Raw genomic sequence first — 17354 nt, 5'->3', positions numbered from 1 at the left:
TCGCGCGCTTCGAAGTCCACGCGGTCGCCGTGTCAGAGCGGGTCGTCCGGCAGGGCGATGCGGGCGGTGATGCGCTTGCCGACCGGCTCCCGCTGCACCTCGAAGCCCTGGGCGACCGCCATGACGATCTCCAGCCCGTGCTGGCCGACCCGGCCCGGGTCGGCGGCCCGCGCCACCGGCAGCACCGGGTCGCTGTCCCACACCCGAACTTCCACCAGGTCCCCGGTGATGCGCAGTTCCATCAGCAGCGGGCCGGGAGCGTACTTGCGGGCGTTGGTGACCAGTTCGCTGACCACCAGCTGGGTCACGTCCACGGCACGGGTGGACACCGGCAGCCCGTACTCGGCCTGGACACGTGCGAGGAAACCCGCCGCACGATGACGCGCCTGAGCGATACAACTGCCGTCTTCCTCAAGGGCGATGATGTCCTCCAGGTCGGCGTCCGTCACGCCTTCACCGCCAGGGGCCGACTCCACTGGATCCATAGCTGTTCCCCCGTTCACGCGGCTGCTTGTACCCGGCGCACCCCTCGGTATGCCCGCGCGTCAAGCGGTGGAGCCGAACGGATGTGTGGCCGCGTGGCTTCGGGGCAGGCTACCGACGCACGTAATGGACCGAGAGACATCAGCGGGCGGGTTGGTGAGGAGACGTTGACAGGCATCCACGAAGCGGCACAGTCCGGCCGGCCGGCGATCGGCCACTCCACCGTGGACGGCATCCGCGTGGTCACCCTCAGCGGCGAGTTCGACCACACCGTCCGCGAGCACCTCGGCCAGGCCCTGCTGCCGCCCGGCGACGCCACGCGGCCGCGCACCGTCATCGACCTCAGCGGTGTGACCTTCATGGACTCCAGCGGTATCAACGCCCTGATCAGCGCTCACACCGCCGCCGAGGACGCCGACGGATGGCTGCGCCTGGCCGGACCGCGGGAACCCGTCGCACGCATCTTGCGCATGGTCGGCATCGACGCCCTGATCCCCTGCTACCCCGACGTGGGGCAGGCGCTGGAGAGCTGACTCGCCCCGTCCGTGATCGCATCGTTCCGCCCGCCGGTACTGTACCGACAGCACCGACCCGGGAAAGGACGACAGCATGATCATCTTCGGTACCAGGGGATACCTGTACCAGCTCGCGATACTGACGCTGGTGTGCGGCCGCTGCGGCAATCCGGCCGCGCACACCCTCCGTAAGCGCGTCACGAAGTTCACCCTGTTCTTCGTGCCGCTGTTCCCGATCTCGACGAGGTACAGCACCCAGTGCACCTTCTGCGGCGCGGAGCAGAAACTGACCAAGGAGCAGGCGGAGCAGCTGCAGGCCCAGGCCGCGGGCGGCTACACCGGTCAGCCGGGCGGGCAGCCGCAGCAGCAGCCGTACCAGTCCTGACAGGTCACCGGTCGTGCCCGGACCGGACGGACCGGATGCGGCGGCTCGCGTTGGTAGCGTCGGGGTGTGCCGTGCCGGCCGGCACGGCGTGCCGTTCCTTCGACCGAGGAAGACCCGATGTCCCCGACGATCCGCAGAGCCGTGATCCCCGCCGCCGGGCTCGGCTCCCGGCTGCTGCCCCTGACCAAGGCCACCCCGAAGGAGATGCTGCCGGTCGGCGACAAGCCGGTCGTCGAGCACACGGTGCGCGAACTCGTGGACTCCGGCATCACCGACATCACCATCGTCGTCTCGGGCGGCAAGTCCCTGATCCAGGACCACTTCCGGCCGAACCCGGAACTCGTCGCGCAACTGAGGGCCGCCGGCAAGACGGCCTACGCGGACGCCGTCGAGGAGGTCGCCGAGCTGGCTCACCGGGGCCACATCACCTACCTCGACCAGCACGGTCCGTACGGCAACGGCACCCCGGTGCTGAACGCCGCCCGCAACATCGGCGACGAACCCGTGCTGGTGCTCTGGCCGGACGACGTGTTCGTGGCCGAGGTGCCCCGCGCCCAGCAGTTGATCCGCGCCTACGAGCAGACCGGCTGCCCGGTGCTGGCCCTGATGCCGATGGACCCGGGTGAGTCCCAGCGGTACGGCGTACCCGTCGTGAAGGAGGATCTCGGCGGCGGCACGCTGCGCATCACGGGCCTGGTGGAGAAGCCGGAGCCCGCACAGGCGCCGTCCTCGTACGCGGCCATCGGGGGCTACGTCGTCACTCCCGGCATCATCGACGAGCTGCGTGAGCAGACGCGCCGCTGGTACGAGCACCAGAGCGGCGAGGTCTACCTGACCGACGCCATCAACGCCTACGCCGCCACCCGCGCGGTGTACGGCCAGGTGATCCAGGGCCGTTGGTACGACACCGGCAACCCGGCCGACTACCTCGTCGCCCAGATGGCCTTCGGCCTCGCCCACCCCGAGTACGGGCCCGTCCTGCGCGCTCTGGTCGGTGAACTCGAGGCCGGGTCGGGCACGGCGCCGGGGCCCTGACGCCGGCCCGTCACGTTTCCGCAGGCGGCGGGCGGGGACTCGCCGGCTGTGGTGGCGTACGGAGCGGAGCAGCGGATACGGGTGCCGGCGCTGCGGGCCGGGTGGCTGACGCAGACGTTCGTCCACTGGGCCTACCCGCCCGAGGCGGTCCAGGCCCTGCTGCCCGACGAGCTGGTGGTGGACGAGTACGAGGGCGCCGCCTGGGTCGGTCTCACACCGTTCGTCATGGCCGATGTGCGTCCGTCCGTCGTTCCCGCCGCGCTGCCCGGACTGCCCACCTTCGCGGAGACCAACCTGCGCACCTACGTCCGGCACCGGGGCGGGCGGGACGGGCTGTGGTTCCTGTCCCTCGAGGTGGCGTGCCCGCTGATGCTCGGGGCCCGTGCCATCGGTGCGCCGTACCACGCCGGCACACTCCGTGTCTCCCGGGACGCCGGCACCGTCGTCTACGAGGGCTCCCGGTGGGGCGGCGAGGCCTCCTACCGTCTGGTCGTCCGCCCCGGGGACCCGGTCAGGCCGACGGAGCGGGACGTGTGGCTGACCTCGCGCTGGCGGGCGTACACCCGTCGGCTCGGCCGCTTGTGGCAGACACCCGTGGAGCACGAGCCGTGGCCGATGGCCCGCGCCACCGTCGACGTGCTCGACGAGACGCTCACCGCGGCGGCGGGCCTTCCGGCGCCCAAGGGCCGTCCCGTCGTGCACTTCTCGGAGGGAGTCCGGCATGTTCGGCTCGGGGTGTCCCGGCCGTACGCCCCCTGACGGGGCGCGGCACGGACGGCGTCCCCTGCTCCGTTTCACCGGCTGGATCGCCGGTATGGGCACGTCCTCGGGGACGCGGATCGTACTGGGGCACTGGCAGCGGTCGCCGTTCGGGCCGTTCAGCGATGTGATGGTCGAGCGGGCCGACGGGGAACGGCTGCTGCTGGCTCCCACCCGCCGCACGGCCGACTTCGTCAGCGGCGTCTACGTCTTCGACACGGTGCGGGTCGTGCCGGTCGACGTGAGCGTGGCGGACGGCGTCTGGACGGTGACCGCCGGGCCGCTCCGGCTGCGTTTCACCCCGGGCCGACGAGGCCTTCTCGGGTACCTGCTGCGCGCCGTCCCGGGCGTGGTCGCCCGCCGGCCTGCGTGGAGCGCGCTCACGGACCGGCCGGCCCGGCTGCTGCTGCCCGGGGTGCGGACCCGGGGCAGCGCCGGCGGAGGCCACCGGGAGTGGTACGGGGCGCGGGACCTGCGGCCCGTCCGAGCGGTGTCCGCGGTCTTCGCGGGCCGGGACCTCGGCGCCGCGGCCCCGGTGGAACCGCCGGTGCGTTTCGGGTTCGGTTCCGTTCCCCGCGCCCCCTCCCTCACGCGGGTCGTCACGACGATCGCGCCGTCGGCCGGCGGAGCGCCCGCCGCGGGGTGACGCGCGCTCCGCCGGGCCGGGTCAGAACACGCCCTTGTACCCGCCCCAGCCGGTGGCGACCTTCGTGCGGCCGCCGAAGGAGCCCTTGCCGTCGCCGGCGTTGCGCCACAGGGTGCCGGCGGTGTCCCGGGAGACGAGGTCGGCCTTCGCGTCACCGGTGATGTCGCCGACACCGACGACGACGTCGTAGGACGAGCCCCAGTCGTCGAAGACCTTCACGCGGGACTTGAAGGTGCCCGATCCCGTGCCGTTGTAGCGCCACAGTTCGTTGGACTTGTCCTGGACCAGCAGATCGCCGTGGCCGTCGCCGCCCAGATCACCCGCGCCGACGATCTTCTTGTATCCGGACCAGTCGGCGTACAGCTTCACCCGGGACGACAGCTTCCCGGAGCTGGTCGCCTTGTACAGGTAGACCGTGTGCGTCGAGGAGTCGCGCGCGATCAGGTCCGCCCGCCCGTCCCCGGTGACGTCTCCGGGCGAGGTCAGCACGTCGTACTGGTTGAATCCCGTGCCCAGCGAGGTGTACGGGGTCGAGGTCGTCACGGCCTTGCCGCAACCGGGCCGGTACCCGCGCAGCGTGCCGCTGCTGAAGCGCACGAGCACGTCGTTGCAGCGGTCGCCGTTCAGGTCGCCTACGGGGACGGCCCTGACGGAGGTCGCCCATCCGGATCCGGAGACCTTGCCCGAGTAGGCGCCCGCGCCGTCACCCTTCTGGATGGTCAGGCTGCCGGAGGAGTCCAGGGTCAGCAGGTCGCCTATGCCGTCGGAGCCGGCGAGGTCACGCCGTACCGCCGCGGCTCCGGTCACCTTGACGGTGCCGGAGGTGGACAGCGTGGCGCGGCTGCCGTCGGCCGGGACGGCGGTGAGGGTCCAGGTGTAGGAGCCGTTCGGCACCAGCGTGCCGCCCGCCTGTGCTCTGCCGTCCCAGGAGACTCTCACGGCGCTGCGGGTCTCGCCGCCCTGCCAGGTACGCAGCACCGCGCCCGTGGTGGCGCTCTTGAGGGTGACCTGCCAGGAGGCCGCCGGCTTGGACAGCCACCACCGCCCCTCCCAGCGTGCCCCGCCACCGTTCGCGGCGAAGGAGGACGGGGTGGTGGAGTCGGGCACGGAGAGCCTGGACGGCAGGTCGATGCCGGTGTAGGCGCTGACGACGTGGACGGCACCGTCCACGCCCACGTAGGCGATCTTGTTGGAACGGCGGTCGATCGTCCAGGTGACGCCCCGGGTGTCGGCGGCCGTCGTGGGCGCGACGCCGGTGATATCCCACATGGGGTAGTTGACGTCGTTGATGACTTCCTGCAGCCGGATCGCCCCCTTGGCGGCGTCGTAGTAGCCGTAGAAGTTGTCGCCGAGGAGCACGTCGCCGACCGGGGCGGGGTAGGTCTGCCCGACGGCGACGGCGCTCCCCGCGCGCGTCAGCCGATGGTGCCGTGCAGGCACGATCCCCCCTGTGTTGAGTTGTTCCGACTCAGACCCATTTCTCGCACATGCGTTCGTGAGCATACAGCCGCCTCACCCGTCTCGCCGGGCTTCGGTGGACACCACCCAGACCGAAGTCCCAGCTCGCGGCGGGCGGGAAGGTGGCGGGACAATGGAGGCGCACGAGGAGGGAGACCCAGATGGCGCGTCCGGTCGGCATTGACCTCGGTACGACGAACTCGGTGGTCGCGGTCCTCGAGGGAGGCGAACCCACCGTCATCACCAACACGGAAGGCGCGCGGACCACCCCGTCGGTCGTGGCCTTCGCCAAGAACGGCGAGGTACTGGTCGGGGAGGTCGCCAAGCGGCAGGCCGTGACCAACGTGGAGCGCACCGCCCGTTCCGTGAAGCGGCACATGGGAGACCACGGCTGGCGGTTCCCGGAACACGGCGACGGCATCGACGGCAAGCGGTACACCGCGCAGGAGATCTCCGCGCGCGTGCTGCAGAAACTCAAGCGGGACGCGGAGGCCTATCTGGGCGAGGACGTCACCGACGCCGTGATCACCGTTCCGGCGTACTTCGACGACGCCCAGCGGCAGGCCACCAAGGAGGCCGGTGAGATCGCCGGGCTGAACGTCCTGAGGATCATCAACGAGCCGACCGCGGCGGCGCTGGCGTACGGGCTGGACAAGGAGAACGACCAGACCGTGCTCGTCTTCGACCTCGGCGGCGGCACCTTCGACGTCTCCCTCCTCGAGATGGGCGAGGGCGTCATCGAGGTGAAGGCCACCAACGGCGACACGCACCTGGGCGGTGACGACTGGGACCAGCGCATCGTCGATCACCTGGTCAAGCAGTTCAAGAACAACTACGGCGTGGACCTGAGCAAGGACAAGATGGCCGTGCAGCGCCTGCGGGAGGCCGCAGAGAAGGCCAAGATCGAGCTGTCCAGCTCCTCGGAGACCACCATCAACCTGCCGTACGTCACGGCCTCCGCCGAGGGCCCGCTGCATCTGGAGGAGAAACTCACCCGCGCCCAGTTCCAGCAGCTGACGAGTGAGCTGCTCGAACGGTGCAAGGGGCCGTTCCAGAACGCGATCAAGGACGCCGGCATCGAGGTGTCGGGAATCGACCACGTCGTCATGGTGGGCGGTTCGACGCGGATGCCCGCCGTGACGGAGCTGGTCAAGGAGCTGACCGGCAAGGACCCGCACAAGGGCGTCAACCCGGACGAGGTCGTGGCCGTGGGCGCGTCGCTGCAGGCCGGTGTGCTCAAGGGCGAGGTCAAGGACGTCCTGTTGCTGGACGTCACCCCGCTGTCCCTGGGCATAGAGACCAAGGGCGGCGTCATGACCAGGCTCATCGAGCGCAACACGACCATTCCGACCCGGCGTTCGGAGATCTTCACCACCGCCGAGGACAACCAGCCCTCGGTGACCGTGCAGGTCTACCAGGGCGAGCGGGAGATCGCCGCGTACAACAAGAAGCTCGGCATGTTCGAGCTCACCGGTCTGCCCCCGGCGCCGCGCGGCGTGCCGCAGATCGAGGTCGCCTTCGACATCGACGCGAACGGCATCATGCACGTCTCGGCGAAGGACCTCGGCACCGGCCGGGAACAGAAGATGACGGTCACCGGCGGCTCCGCCCTCCCCAGGGACGACATCGACCGCATGGTCCGCGAGGCCGAGCAGCACGCCGAGGAGGACCGCGGGCGGCGCGAGGCGGCCGAGACCCGCAACCAGGCGGAGCAGCTCGTCTACCAGACGGAGAAACTCCTCAGGGACAACCCCGACAAGGTTCCGGGCGACGTGCGCGGCGAGGTCGAGGGCGCCCTCGCCGACCTGAAGGAGAAGCTGAAGGGCGAGGACGCGCGTGCGATCCGGGAGTCCCTGGACCGCGCGGCACAGGCCGCGCAGAAGATCGGCACGGCTCTGTACGAGCAGTCGCGCGCCGAGCAGGCGGCATCCGGGTCTTCGGCGGCTTCCGGGGCTTCTGAGGGTTCCGGGGACTCGGGGGGTTCCGGGCCGGACGAAGAGGTGGTGGACGCCGAGATCGTCGACGACCAGGGCGAGAAGGACGACAGGGCAGGCTGAGATGACCCCGATCCGCCCGCGGAGCACGGCGGAGCTCGAGCGCCTGCTCCAGGAGCGCACCGCCGATCTGCAGCGGGTCAAGGCCGAGTACGACAACTACCGCAAGCGGGTGCGGCGAGACCGTCTGGCCGTGAGCCGGATCGCGGCGGCCAACGTGCTCACCGCTCTGCTGCCGGTGCTGGACGCCGTCGACCGCGCCCGTGCGTACGAGCCGGCGACGCCGGGGCTGCGGACGGTCGCCGACACGCTGGAGAGCCAGGCCGGCGCCTTGGGGCTGGTGGCGTTCGGGGAGGTGGGTGACGAGTTCGACCCGACCCGCCACGAGGCCCTCACCCACCATGTCCGGGAGGACGGCGACCGCCTGGTGTGCACGGCGATCCTCCGCCCCGGCTACCGCCTCGGCGACCAGCTGCTGCGCCCCGCCCACGTGGAGGTGACCGGCCCGCCACCCGCCACCGCCCGCATGATCGGCCCCGCCGTCCTGCCGTCCCGCGGTGACCTCACCGCGCGCCGTCCGCGCATCACGAGGGCGTGAGCGGGAGGTCGTCCGTGAAGGCGTTGACCGGCTGGGGGACGCGCCGGATGCCGTGCACGTCGAGGGCCGCGAGCGCCGCCCGGGGGTGCCAGGTGCCGGTGACGGCCACCCAGGTGTCGGCGGGCGGGGCGGGAGTCCCGTACATCCGTACCTTGACCGACTGCGAGTCGGCCGCGCAGCAGGTGAAGATGATGCGGGTCAGGTACCAGCCGCCGTCCTGCCCGGCGGGTGTGACGAAGCCGGTCATGCGGACGCTGCGGCCCCGCATGTCCTGCCGGCGGTCCTGCCGCACCCGGGCGGTGAAGTCCGTGAGGGTCATCGGCACGGGGGACGACGTGTCCGGCAGCGGGTCGAACCGCCTCCCCTGCTGCGGCGGCCGGTCGTTCGCCCGCGACGCCGTGTACGCGCCCAGGGCGGGAGGGGGGAAGAACAGGAGGCTCAGGGCGGGCAGGAACAGCAGCCAGGCGATCCGGGGAGCGGTGGAGTGGTCGTGGTCGTGGTCGTGCCCCTGGCCTCCGGCCTTCTCGCGGGCTGCCGCGGCCGCCAGGCCCAGCACCAGGAGCAGGACGCCCGACGCGATCAGCACAGGCCGCAGGCCCTCCTTGACGTAGCGCAGGCACAGGTCGGTGAAGAGGGCGGTGTGCAGCAGGCCGAGGCCGGTCAGGGCCAGCAGGAGTGCCTGGAGGACGCGCTTCACAGCAGCGCTCCCCCGATCAGGACGCTCGCCGCCACGGCCACCAGGGTCGTCGCCGTGCAGAAGCGCAGCGCGAAGGCCCGGCCGAAGGTGCCGGTCTGAAGGGCGATCAGTTTCAGGTCGACCATCGGGCCGACCACCAGGAAGGCGAGCCGGGCGACGGGCGAGAAGCCGGTGAGCGACGCCGCGACGAAGGCGTCGGCCTCCGAGCAGACGGCGAGCAGCACGGCGAGCAGGGTGAGGAACGGCACCGAGAGCCACGGCGAGCCGGTGAAGGCGTCGAGGACGGAGCGCGGCACCGCGACGTTGAACGTGGCCGCGGCCATGGCCCCGAGCACCAGATAGCCGCCCGCGTGCAGGAAGTCGTGCTGGAAGCCGAGGCGGAACTCCCGCCACCGGCTGTGACCGGGGTGGTGGCCGGTGTGCCGGACAGCGGGTCGCAGCCAGTCCTCCCGCCCCAGCCAGAGCCACAGCCAGCCCATCACGGCGGCGGTCGTCAGCGAGGCGAGCAGCCGGGCCAGGACCATGGCCGGGTTGCCGGGGAAGGCGACCGCGGTGGCCGTCAGCACGATCGGGTTGATCGCGGGCGCCGAGAGGAGGAAGGCGAAGGCGGCGGCCGGGGTGACGCCACGTCGGATCAGGCTGCCCGCGACCGGGACGGAGGCGCACTCGCAGCCCGGCAGGACGGCCCCGGCGACCGAGGCCACCGGGACGGCGAGCGCGGGGCGCCGGGGCAGCACCCTGGTGAACAGATCGGCCGGCACGAAGGCGTTGATGGCGCCGGACAGAGCCGTGCCCAGCAGGAGGAAGGGCAACGCCTGGACGGTGATGGCCAGGCAGACCGTGCGCCAGGCCGCCACGGCCGGGTGGTTCGCCCAGTGGGTGACCGTCAGCGCCAGGACCGAGCCGAGACCGACGGCGGTCACGAGGCCGACGGCGTACGGCCATGGTGCGATGGCACGGCGAGCGGCGGGGGTGGTGGGCGCGGACGGCAGCCCACTCCTCAGATCAACCAGTTCATCCGTTTCTGCCATTTTTACTCCGGATGTCGGATGTTCTGGTGAACATAAGCCCGCGTCACGGCCCGCGCCGACCGCACACGCCGCCGCTCACGAATGGCCGCACGAATACACTGAGCGCCGTGAGTGGGGAGCAGCCGTGAGTGGGGAGCAAGGGGGGCGGGCCGGCACAGGGACGCCGTTCGGCCGGTTGTTGCGGGAGCTTCGGCACAGCCGCCGTCTGACGATCGAGGAGCTGGCCGAGGCGTCGGGCATCTCCGGGCGGGCCATCGGGGACATGGAGCGGGGCCGGAGCCTGAGGCCGCACCCCGGCACCGTCACCGCGCTCGCTCAGGGACTACGGCTGGACGAGGCGGCCCGCGCCGAGCTGCTGAGCGCCGTCCGCGCCGCCCGTCCCGCCCCGTCGGCCGCCGCCACCGTCAAGGCGTCGCCGTACACGCTGCCGAGAGGTGTCCCGGACTTCGTCGGCAGGCACACGGAACTGTCCGTCCTGCGCGCCCTCGCGCAGCGGGCCGCCGGTGACGCCGATCCGGCGCCGCGGGGAGCGGACCCGGCGGCGATGCCGGTGGCGGTGGTGTTCGGCCCGCCGGGCAGCGGCAAGACCACGCTGGCGGTGCGGCTGGCCAAGGAGTCGGCGCCGTCCTTCCCGGACGGAACGTTCCTGCTGGACATGCGGGGCCTCGACGCCCAGCCGCTCCCGGCGGAACAGGCCGTGCTGCGTCTCCTGGGCGCATGGGGTGTGGGCGACGGCGAGCTGGCGCAGCTCGACGCCGAGGAGAGGCTGGCGCGTTACTACGCGATCAGCGCCGGCCTGCGCGCCGTACTCGTCCTGGACAACGCCGGCCACGAGGCTCAGATCAGGCCCCTGCTGCCGCGCGAGGGACGTCTGCTCGTCGTGGTGACCAGTCGCCGCACGCTCGCCGGCCTGGAGGGGGTGCAGCGCCTGGAGCTGGGGGCGCTGAGCCCCGAGGAGTCCGCCGCCCTGCTGCGTGCGGTCGTGGGTGCGGACCGTGTGGACGCCGAGCCGGCCGCCGCGCACTCCGTCACCGAGTTGTGCGGGCATCTCCCGCTGGCCCTGCGGGTCGCCGCCAACTGGGCGGCCACCCGCACCAACTGGAACCTGCGGCGGCTCGCCGACCGACTGGCCGACGAGGATCGCCGGCTGGACGCGCTCAGCGCCGGTGACCTGCGGGTCAACTCCGCGTTCGCACTCTCCTACTCCCGCCTCGCGCCCGGAGCCGCACGGATGTTCCGGCTGCTGTCGCTGGTGCCGGGAGGGGATTTCGGCATGCCGTCGGCGGCCGCGCTCGCGGCCGCGCCGCCGCCCGCCGCCGAGGACCTCCTGGAGGAACTGCTCGAGGCGGGGCTGCTGATGACCTCCCGCGGCGACCGCTACCGCTTCCACGATCTGCTGCGGCTGTACGCCGTGGCCCGCCACCGCGCCGAGGACGGCCCGGAGGAGGCCGCGGCGGCACGTTCCCGCCTGCGTTCCTGGCTGCTGGACACCGCCGTTCTGGCCGGCCGCTGGTACGAGCCCGGCTACGGCGCTCCACCGCCGGACCCCGGCCGCCTGGTCGCCCTCGACGACCGTGAAGCCGCGCTGCGCTGGATCAAGGCGGAGAGCGACAACTGGCTGGCGGCGTTCCGGGATGCCGCCGACGCGGGCGAGCACGCCAGGGTCACCGAGGTCGCCGAGGCCATGCACTGGCTGTCGGAGCACTGGGTGTCCTGGGACCAGTGGACGGAGATCTACAGACGCGCCGCCGAGGCCGGAGCGGCCCTGGGTGACGCGGCGCTGGAGGCCACCCACCGCAACTACCTCGCGTGGGCCTACTTCGCCCATGCCCGTCGGCATCCGGAAGCGGTCGCGGAGGCCACCCGCGCGCTCGGCCTCGCCAGGTCCTGCTCGAACGTCGGCCAGCAGGCGGAGGCGCACGCCTACCTCGCCTGGCTGCAGAACGCGGTCGGTGACCTGGCGTCCGCCGTCGACAACAATCACCGCGCCCGGGAACTGTTCGTCCGGGCCGACAACGTCAACGGGTACCTCCAGGCCTGCAATCTGAGCATCGCGCTGCTGCAGAAGACCGGGCGCGCGCAGGAGGCCATCGCCAAGTACCGGGAGGTCATGGACGCTCTGGCGGATCCCCGCAACCGCGACCGCGTTCCGCCCAACATACGGCACATCACCGAACTGATCGCCCGGTACCACGTGTCGGACGTCCACCTCGACCAAGAGCACTGGCGCGAGGTGGTCGAGGTGCTGCGTCCCGCCCGCGGGCAGCTCGACACCCTCGGCTATCACCAGCAGGCGGGCAGGGTCCACCTGCTCCTGGCCCGCGCGCTCGACCACCTCGGTGAAGGTGCCGAGGCCGCCGCCGAGTACCGCGCCGTGCTCACGATGGAGGACCGCGTTCCCGAAGCCCTGCTGGAGGAGGCCCGCGGGGGCCTCAAGAGCCTTGCCGAGGACCAGCCGTCTCAGCCGAGCGCCACTCCCGGGGGCTCATCCCGTACGCCGCGCGGAAGGCCCGGCTGAAATGGCTGGCGCTGACGAAACCCCAGCGCCGGGCGATGCCCGCCACCCCGATCTCGAGGGCCGTGGGTCTCAGCAGATCGCGGCGGCAGCGTTCCAGCCGCTGGGTCCGGATCCAGCCGGCCACCGTGGCCCCGTCCTGCTCGAACAACTTGTGCAGCAGGCGGACCGACATGAACTGCGCCGCGGCGATGGTTGCGGGTGACAGGTCGGGGTCGGCCAGATTGCGCATGATGTGGTCCTTCACCCGCACCAGTGCGGCCGCCGGGGATTCCGGCGCCGGGGAAGCGGCTCGGCCGCGGTGCTCGTCGACCAGCAGGGTCAGCAGGTCCAGCGCGGTGGCGGCGACACGGCGGCCGACGGCGTCGTCGAAGCCCGCCGCTTCACGCGCCATGGACATGAAATAGGACGACACCAGTGCGGCGGTTCCCGAGCCACCGCCGAAGGCGGTCGCCGTGAACTCGCGCAGGTCTGCGTCACGGACCGGGAGTTCCTGGCGGGGGAAGTGGAACGAGACGAAGGAGAACCCGCCCTCGAGTTTCTTCCGGAACGGGCGGGACGAATCGGAAAGGGAGAAGTCGCCCGGCTTCAGCAGGGATTCCCGGCCGTCCTGCTCCTTCGTCGCGGTGCCCCTCCGCTGGATGCTGAGGGTGAGGTATTCGCGGCCGTCCCGGGCGATGAGGCGTCTGCTCCGCGTCACCGCCTGCGGGCCCGCCTGCACATGCGCGATCCGCAGGGGGCCGACCCGCTCGGTGACGATCGTGCCGGGCGACGGCTCCTTCTCGAGGAGGGCGACGTCGAGCGGTATGAAGGTGCGGGACACGGCGTCGTGCCAGCACTCCTCCCGCTCGGAGGCGGCCAGCGGCGCCGTGGAGAGCGTCTTGGTCACGGGCTCATGTCATCAGCCGGGTGCCCGGCGGTCCAGGAAGAATCGGAGGAAGAATCGCAACTTCCGGGCGCCGGGCGGCTGTTAGGGCACCCCCGCTTCGAAGAGCAGGTACCCCGCGTACGAGCCCGAGGCCACCGCGGCGATGCCGAGCACCGCGCACAGCAGGCGCAGCCGCAGCCGGCGCAGTGCCGTCGCGAGCGGGAGGAACAGCGGGAAGGCGGGGAGCAGGTACCGGGAGACGTTGCCGAAGATCTGCTGGCTGCCCAGGACCAGGGCGAAGGTCAGGAGTGTGTAGACGGTCAGGACGGCCGGGGGGCGCAGATGGATGAGCAGGGGGATCAGGATCAGGCCCAGCAGGACGACGCCCACGCCGATGATGTCCGTGACGGGGAACGCGAAGAGGTAGTCGAAGTGGCCCACCGCGACGGAGGTGAAGACGTCCAGGGTCTGTGCCCCGTAGTCGAAGGTGTGGGCCCATGCTCCCTTCTGGAGCGCGAAGTAGCCGCCGTAGTCGCCCATCCGGTGGCCGACCCAGAGCAGGTACCAGGCGAGCCCGAGCGGGGAGATCAGCATCGCGGCCAGCGGGCGTACGACGCCGTCCTCCCGCCGCCGGAGGGAGAGCAGTACGGCCACGCCGAGGCCGGCGATGAGCGCGGCCGCCGTGGGGCGGTTGAGGCCGGCCAGGAAGGTGAGGATCCCGGCGGTGAGCCATCGGCGGGTCATGACGGCGTAGCAGGCCCAGACGGCGAGCGCCACGTACAGGGATTCGGAGTAGCCCGCCCACTCCAGGCCGGAGCCGGGCCACACGGCCCACAGCCCGGCCGCGGCCAGCCCGGCCCTCCTGCCCCGAAGCCGGGCGGCGACGGCGTAGACGCCGAGCGCGGCGACGAAGGAGGCGACGACCGAGACCAGCATGCCGGCGGCGTACAGACCGAGCCCCGTGCAGTCGGCGACCAGTCGCATCGCGGCGGGGTAGAGCGGGAAGAACGCCGCCGAGTTGCCCTGGAGGGTGAGCAGCCCGTGCGCTCCCTGGACCGGGACGAGGGCGGGGTGGTAGCCGTACGCTGCGATCTGCTGGTACCACCACCCGTCCCAGCTGGCCAGGACGTCCCAGGCGTGGGCGCCCCCGCCGAAGCGCGGGTCCTTCTGCCGGAAGTCGCCGGACGAGTCCAGCAGGTACATGAAGACCAGGAAGCCGATGAGCTTGAGTACGCCGTAGAAGGCGAGCACGGGACCGTAGTGCCGGATGGTACGGAGGACCGGCGAGCCACGGCCGTCTCCGGGCTCGGCGGCGCGGGCGGGGGGCTCGGGCGAGTCGGCCCCGGAGCCGGTCGCCGGCGTCATCGTGTGGTTCACGCGGTCCGGCCTCCCGCGCCGCGGCGGCGGGCGGGGAACACCCAGGCCCTGAAGAGCAGGAAACGCAGCAGTGTCGCCGCCAGGTTGGCGGTGACGAGCACCCCCACCTCCGTTCCGCGTTCGGCCCCGGGGGCCACTTGGTGCAGCGTGGCGAGCGCCCCGCTGGTGAGGGCGAGGCCGATCCCGAAGACCAGGAGCCCCTTGGCCTGGTGACGCATCGCGCCGCCTGGGCCGCGCAGCCCGAAGGTGAGCCGGCGGTTGGCGGCCGTGTTGGCGACCGCGCAGATCAGCAGTGCCAGCGCGTTGGCGGCCTGTGGACCCGTCGGCGGGCGCAACAGGGCGTACAGCATCACGTACGCGACGGTGCTCACGGTTCCCACCGCGGCGAAGCGCAGCAGCTGCCCGGCCAGGCCCGGGCCGCCCGGCGGGTCGTCGTCGGCGCTGCGGCGCAGCCCCGCCATCGGAAGCGTGCCGCGGGCGAGCGCCCGGCCGATCCTGAGGATGCCGCGCAGGTCGGCCAGCGCCGTGGACAGGATGTCGACCCGGCTGTCGGGGTCGTCGACCCAGTCGACCGGCACCTCGTGTATCCGCAGCCCGGCCCGCTCGGCGATCACCAGCAGCTCGGTGTCGAAGAACCATCCCGAGTCCTGCACCAGAGGCAGCAGCCGTTCGGCGACATCGCGCCGCACCGCCTTGAATCCGCACTGCGCGTCGGAGAACCCGACGGCGAGCGTGGAGCGCAACAGGGCGTTGTAGCAGCGGGAGACGACCTCTCGCCTGGCGCCGCGCACCACCCGGGAGCCGCGTGCCAGGCGCGTGCCGATGGCGATGTCGGAGTGTCCGGAGATCAGCGGGGCGACCAGGGGCAGCAGCGCCTTGAGGTCGGTCGACAGGTCCACGTCCAGGTACGCCAGCACCGGTGCCCGGGAGCTCGACCAAGCGGTGTGCAGCGCCCGGCCCCGGCCCTTCTCGGCCAGCCGCAGCCCCTGGACCTCGGGCAGCTCCGCGGCCAGCCGGGCCGCGATCCGCGGGGTCTCGTCGGTGCTGGCGTTGTCCGCGACGGTGATCCGGAACGGGTACGGGAAGGTCTCGCGCAGGTGCGCGTGCAGTCGCCGTACGCTCGGCTCCAGGTCCCGCTCCTCGTTGAACACGGGGACCACCACGTCGAGGACGGGTTCCCGCTGATGGGCCGGCAGCGGCGTGCGCAGCGGCAGTCGGTCCGGGGCGAGGGGTTCCGTCACGGCTATCGGGCCTGTGTTTGTCAAGACGTGTCCATGTTCGGGCCGGCCGCCGGGCACGCTGGGTGCCGCGGCGGTGCTGCGGTCGGGGTTACGGATGGGCGGTAGCGGAGCCTTGGGTCTCTCCTATCCGGAGTCCGCCGAAGCGGACGACCGGGCGGTCACCGGCGTGCCGGACGGTGCGGCCGGCGGGCTGGGCGTCCCCGAGTCGGACGGCGCGGGAGTGGTGGGCGGGGGCGGCGGCGCGGACGGCGTACCCGGCGTCGTGGTGGTGGTGGTGGGCGGCACCGTGGCGGGCCCGGAGTCGTCCGGCGCGGTCCCGGCCGGGGTCGCGGTGGCGGTCCCGGTCGGGGGTGGGGGTGGGGCGGTGGTCCCGCTCGGGGAGGGCTCCGACGTCGGTGACGGCGCCGGGCTCGGGGAGGCGGGGCTGACCGCGGGCCGTGGCAGGGGGGCCTGCGGCCTGTTCTCGACGCGATCGTGCGGCAGCAGAAAGAGGCCGACGCCGAGTCCGGCGACGGCCAGCACGCAGCCGAAGGCCCGCTGCGCCAGGCGGGCGCGGCGGCGGGCGCGGACCCCGGAGCGGAGCCGGACCCGGTGTTCGCCGTCGAAGGGAGTGTGTTCCTGGGCGTCGCGCATCATGCGCGCGAGCTCCCGCTCGAACTGATCCATGAACTCCCCTTCACCCCACCGGCTCGGTGACATCGGCCAGGATCCGGCGCAGCCGTGCCACGCCGCGCGACGCGTGGGAGCGGGCGGTGCCCACCGGGCACCCCAGCACCTGGGCGACCTGCTTCTCCGACAGGTCCTGGTAGTAGCGCAGCACCACCGCGGCCCGCTGCTTGGGCGGCAACTGCGCCAGCGCCGCCTCCAGTCGTGAGCGCTCCGCCACCGCGGCGGACACGTCGCCCGTCTCCGCCCGGTCCGGCAGCTGTTCGACCGGACGTTCCCCCCACCAGCGCCGCCGGGCCGAGCGGGCCGCCGCCCGCGCGAGGATCCTGCGTACGTACGCCTCCGGAGCCTCGTCCGCGATCCTGGGCCAGACGAACCAGAGCTTGACCAGCGCCTCCTGGAGCAGGTCCTCGGCCCGGTGGCGGTCTCCTCCCACGAGCAACCGCGCGAGGTGGAACAACGCCGACCAACGGGCCGCCACGAATCCGTCGAACCCATCGGCCCGACCCTGCTCCATCCGCACTTTCCCCCGCTTCGCTCGTCCCCCTGCATTTCAAGAAAGACGCTGGCCGCCGCTTCCCGATGCACCTCATGGCCGTGATCCGGGTCACACCGCGGTCGAGGGGCGGGCGGGTGCCGCCGCTTACCTGTCAGGTCATCGACCCCCGTCGTGTCCGCGTGCCACGATCACCGGCGTACGGAGCCCGGACCCAACGGAAGGACGCCATGCCCGCCTACGCCATCGCCCATCTCCGCGACGCCGTCCCGCACCCGGAGATCCCCGAGTACATCGAGCGCATCAGCGCGACCTTCGAGCCGTACGGCGGCCGCTTCCTCGTGCACGCCTCCCAGCACGAGGTGAAGGAGGGCAGCTGGCCCGGGTTCGTCGTGGTGATCGGCTTCCCCGGCATCGCCGAGGCCCGGGCCTGGTGGGACTCACCCGCCTACCAGGAGATCGCTCCGTTGCGCTCGCGGCACATCGAGGGCGACATCATCCTGGTCGAGGGCGTGCCCGAGGGCTACGACGCGGCCACGACCGCGAAAGCCATGCGGGAGGCCATGGAGACCGGTCAGGGGTGACGCGGG

Annotated in this window: 18 protein-coding genes; 9 read left to right on the top strand and 9 right to left on the bottom strand. The window is 72.2% G+C overall.

Annotated features, from left to right (window positions below; translation table 11 throughout):
- Nucleotides 1–32 precede the first annotated feature (32 nt).
- Nucleotides 33–485 (bottom strand): ATP-binding protein, encoded by a 453-nt coding sequence (locus tag ACFYZQ_RS07250; RefSeq protein WP_389142577.1) that lies wholly within the window; start codon nt 483–485, stop codon nt 33–35.
- Between the two features lie 165 nt (nt 486–650).
- On the opposite strand from ACFYZQ_RS07250, the gene ACFYZQ_RS07245 reads away from it, so the two are divergent.
- The 5 genes from ACFYZQ_RS07245 to ACFYZQ_RS07225 all read left to right on the top strand — a co-directional run bounded on the left by ACFYZQ_RS07245 (nt 651) and on the right by ACFYZQ_RS07225 (nt 3823).
- Nucleotides 651–1016, top strand: a complete 366-nt coding sequence (locus tag ACFYZQ_RS07245) for an STAS domain-containing protein (protein WP_389142575.1) — start codon at nt 651–653, stop codon at nt 1014–1016.
- A gap of 76 nt (nt 1017–1092) precedes the next feature.
- Nucleotides 1093–1383, top strand: coding sequence for a zinc-ribbon domain-containing protein (locus ACFYZQ_RS07240; protein ID WP_389142572.1), 291 nt, complete (start codon nt 1093–1095; stop codon nt 1381–1383).
- A 117-nt stretch (nt 1384–1500) separates the two neighbouring features.
- Nucleotides 1501–2418 (top strand): UTP--glucose-1-phosphate uridylyltransferase, encoded by a 918-nt coding sequence (locus tag ACFYZQ_RS07235; protein ID WP_389142569.1) that lies wholly within the window; start codon nt 1501–1503, stop codon nt 2416–2418.
- Between the two features lie 48 nt (nt 2419–2466).
- Complete coding sequence (locus ACFYZQ_RS07230) at nt 2467–3177, top strand: YqjF family protein (RefSeq protein ID WP_389142566.1); 711 nt, start codon at nt 2467–2469, stop codon at nt 3175–3177.
- Complete coding sequence (locus ACFYZQ_RS07225; RefSeq protein WP_389142564.1) at nt 3140–3823, top strand: hypothetical protein; 684 nt, start codon at nt 3140–3142, stop codon at nt 3821–3823. Before ACFYZQ_RS07230 ends, ACFYZQ_RS07225 begins: the two co-directional genes overlap by 38 nt.
- A gap of 21 nt (nt 3824–3844) precedes the next feature.
- Here the strand turns inward: ACFYZQ_RS07225 and ACFYZQ_RS07220 are convergent, their stop codons facing one another.
- On the bottom strand, nt 3845–5263 hold the full coding sequence (locus ACFYZQ_RS07220; RefSeq protein ID WP_389142561.1) for an FG-GAP-like repeat-containing protein: 1419 nt from the start codon (nt 5261–5263) through the stop codon (nt 3845–3847).
- Nucleotides 5264–5442: 179 nt separating this feature from the next.
- Here ACFYZQ_RS07220 and dnaK point away from each other — a divergent pair, with 179 nt between their 5' ends.
- Entirely contained in the window at nt 5443–7338 is a 1896-nt protein-coding gene (gene dnaK / locus ACFYZQ_RS07215; protein ID WP_389142558.1) for a molecular chaperone DnaK, read from the top strand.
- A gap of 1 nt (nt 7339) precedes the next feature.
- Nucleotides 7340–7873 (top strand): nucleotide exchange factor GrpE, encoded by a 534-nt coding sequence (grpE, locus tag ACFYZQ_RS07210; RefSeq protein ID WP_389142555.1) that lies wholly within the window; start codon nt 7340–7342, stop codon nt 7871–7873.
- Here the strand turns inward: grpE and ACFYZQ_RS07205 are convergent.
- Nucleotides 7860–8570 (bottom strand): TIGR03943 family putative permease subunit, encoded by a 711-nt coding sequence (locus ACFYZQ_RS07205; protein ID WP_389142553.1) that lies wholly within the window; start codon nt 8568–8570, stop codon nt 7860–7862. The genes grpE and ACFYZQ_RS07205 overlap by 14 nt on opposite strands.
- A complete protein-coding gene (locus ACFYZQ_RS07200; RefSeq protein WP_389142551.1) occupies nt 8567–9601 on the bottom strand; it encodes a permease in 1035 nt (344 codons plus the stop codon). Before ACFYZQ_RS07200 ends, ACFYZQ_RS07205 begins: the two co-directional genes overlap by 4 nt.
- 124 nt (nt 9602–9725) lie before the next feature.
- Between ACFYZQ_RS07200 and ACFYZQ_RS07195 the strand changes: the two genes are divergently transcribed.
- On the top strand, nt 9726–12119 hold the full coding sequence (locus ACFYZQ_RS07195) for a helix-turn-helix domain-containing protein (RefSeq protein WP_389142549.1): 2394 nt from the start codon (nt 9726–9728) through the stop codon (nt 12117–12119).
- On the opposite strand, the gene ACFYZQ_RS07190 is transcribed toward ACFYZQ_RS07195, so the two are convergent.
- The 5 genes from ACFYZQ_RS07190 to ACFYZQ_RS07170 all read right to left on the bottom strand — a co-directional run bounded on the left by ACFYZQ_RS07190 (nt 12034) and on the right by ACFYZQ_RS07170 (nt 16785).
- Nucleotides 12034–13005 carry a helix-turn-helix domain-containing protein gene (locus tag ACFYZQ_RS07190; RefSeq protein ID WP_389142547.1) on the bottom strand — a complete coding sequence of 324 codons (972 nt, stop codon included), beginning with the start codon at nt 13003–13005 and terminating at the stop codon, nt 12034–12036. The genes ACFYZQ_RS07195 and ACFYZQ_RS07190 overlap by 86 nt on opposite strands.
- 81 nt (nt 13006–13086) lie before the next feature.
- The gene (locus ACFYZQ_RS07185) at nt 13087–14361 is read right to left on the bottom strand and encodes a hypothetical protein (RefSeq protein ID WP_389142545.1); all 1275 of its coding nucleotides are present in this window, start codon (nt 14359–14361) and stop codon (nt 13087–13089) included.
- The gene (locus tag ACFYZQ_RS07180; protein WP_389142543.1) at nt 14358–15626 is read right to left on the bottom strand and encodes a glycosyltransferase; all 1269 of its coding nucleotides are present in this window, start codon (nt 15624–15626) and stop codon (nt 14358–14360) included. The genes ACFYZQ_RS07185 and ACFYZQ_RS07180 overlap by 4 nt, the downstream gene beginning before the upstream one ends.
- A gap of 99 nt (nt 15627–15725) precedes the next feature.
- Nucleotides 15726–16268, bottom strand: a complete 543-nt coding sequence (locus ACFYZQ_RS07175; protein ID WP_389142541.1) for a hypothetical protein — start codon at nt 16266–16268, stop codon at nt 15726–15728.
- Nucleotides 16269–16278: 10 nt separating this feature from the next.
- On the bottom strand, nt 16279–16785 hold the full coding sequence (locus tag ACFYZQ_RS07170) for a SigE family RNA polymerase sigma factor (protein ID WP_389142539.1): 507 nt from the start codon (nt 16783–16785) through the stop codon (nt 16279–16281).
- 209 nt (nt 16786–16994) lie between these two features.
- On the opposite strand from ACFYZQ_RS07170, the gene ACFYZQ_RS07165 reads away from it, so the two are divergent.
- On the top strand, nt 16995–17348 hold the full coding sequence (locus ACFYZQ_RS07165) for a DUF1330 domain-containing protein (RefSeq protein ID WP_389142537.1): 354 nt from the start codon (nt 16995–16997) through the stop codon (nt 17346–17348).
- Nucleotides 17349–17354: the final 6 nt, after the last annotated feature.

It is taken from the genome of Streptomyces sp. NPDC001843 (genome assembly GCF_042891955.1).
Lineage (GTDB): Bacteria > Actinomycetota > Actinomycetes > Streptomycetales > Streptomycetaceae > Streptomyces.
Note: the sequence above shows the minus strand (reverse complement) of the source record. Positions and strands in the feature narration are given on the sequence as shown.

What these genes read in the sequence shown, in the direction of transcription:
- ACFYZQ_RS07250 (WP_389142577.1), bottom strand. Translation starts at nt 485, where the DNA reads ATGGATCCAGTGGAGTCGGCCCCTGGCGGTGAAGGCGTGACGGACGCC.
- ACFYZQ_RS07240 (WP_389142572.1), top strand. Translation starts at nt 1,093, where the DNA reads ATGATCATCTTCGGTACCAGGGGATACCTGTACCAGCTCGCGATACTG.
- ACFYZQ_RS07235 (WP_389142569.1), top strand. Translation starts at nt 1,501, where the DNA reads ATGTCCCCGACGATCCGCAGAGCCGTGATCCCCGCCGCCGGGCTCGGC.
- ACFYZQ_RS07225 (WP_389142564.1), top strand. Translation starts at nt 3,140, where the DNA reads ATGTTCGGCTCGGGGTGTCCCGGCCGTACGCCCCCTGACGGGGCGCGG.
- dnaK (WP_389142558.1), top strand. Translation starts at nt 5,443, where the DNA reads ATGGCGCGTCCGGTCGGCATTGACCTCGGTACGACGAACTCGGTGGTC.
- grpE (WP_389142555.1), top strand. Translation starts at nt 7,340, where the DNA reads ATGACCCCGATCCGCCCGCGGAGCACGGCGGAGCTCGAGCGCCTGCTC.
- ACFYZQ_RS07200 (WP_389142551.1), bottom strand. Translation starts at nt 9,601, where the DNA reads ATGGCAGAAACGGATGAACTGGTTGATCTGAGGAGTGGGCTGCCGTCC.
- ACFYZQ_RS07175 (WP_389142541.1), bottom strand. Translation starts at nt 16,268, where the DNA reads ATGGATCAGTTCGAGCGGGAGCTCGCGCGCATGATGCGCGACGCCCAG.
- ACFYZQ_RS07170 (WP_389142539.1), bottom strand. Translation starts at nt 16,785, where the DNA reads ATGGAGCAGGGTCGGGCCGATGGGTTCGACGGATTCGTGGCGGCCCGT.
- ACFYZQ_RS07165 (WP_389142537.1), top strand. Translation starts at nt 16,995, where the DNA reads ATGCCCGCCTACGCCATCGCCCATCTCCGCGACGCCGTCCCGCACCCG.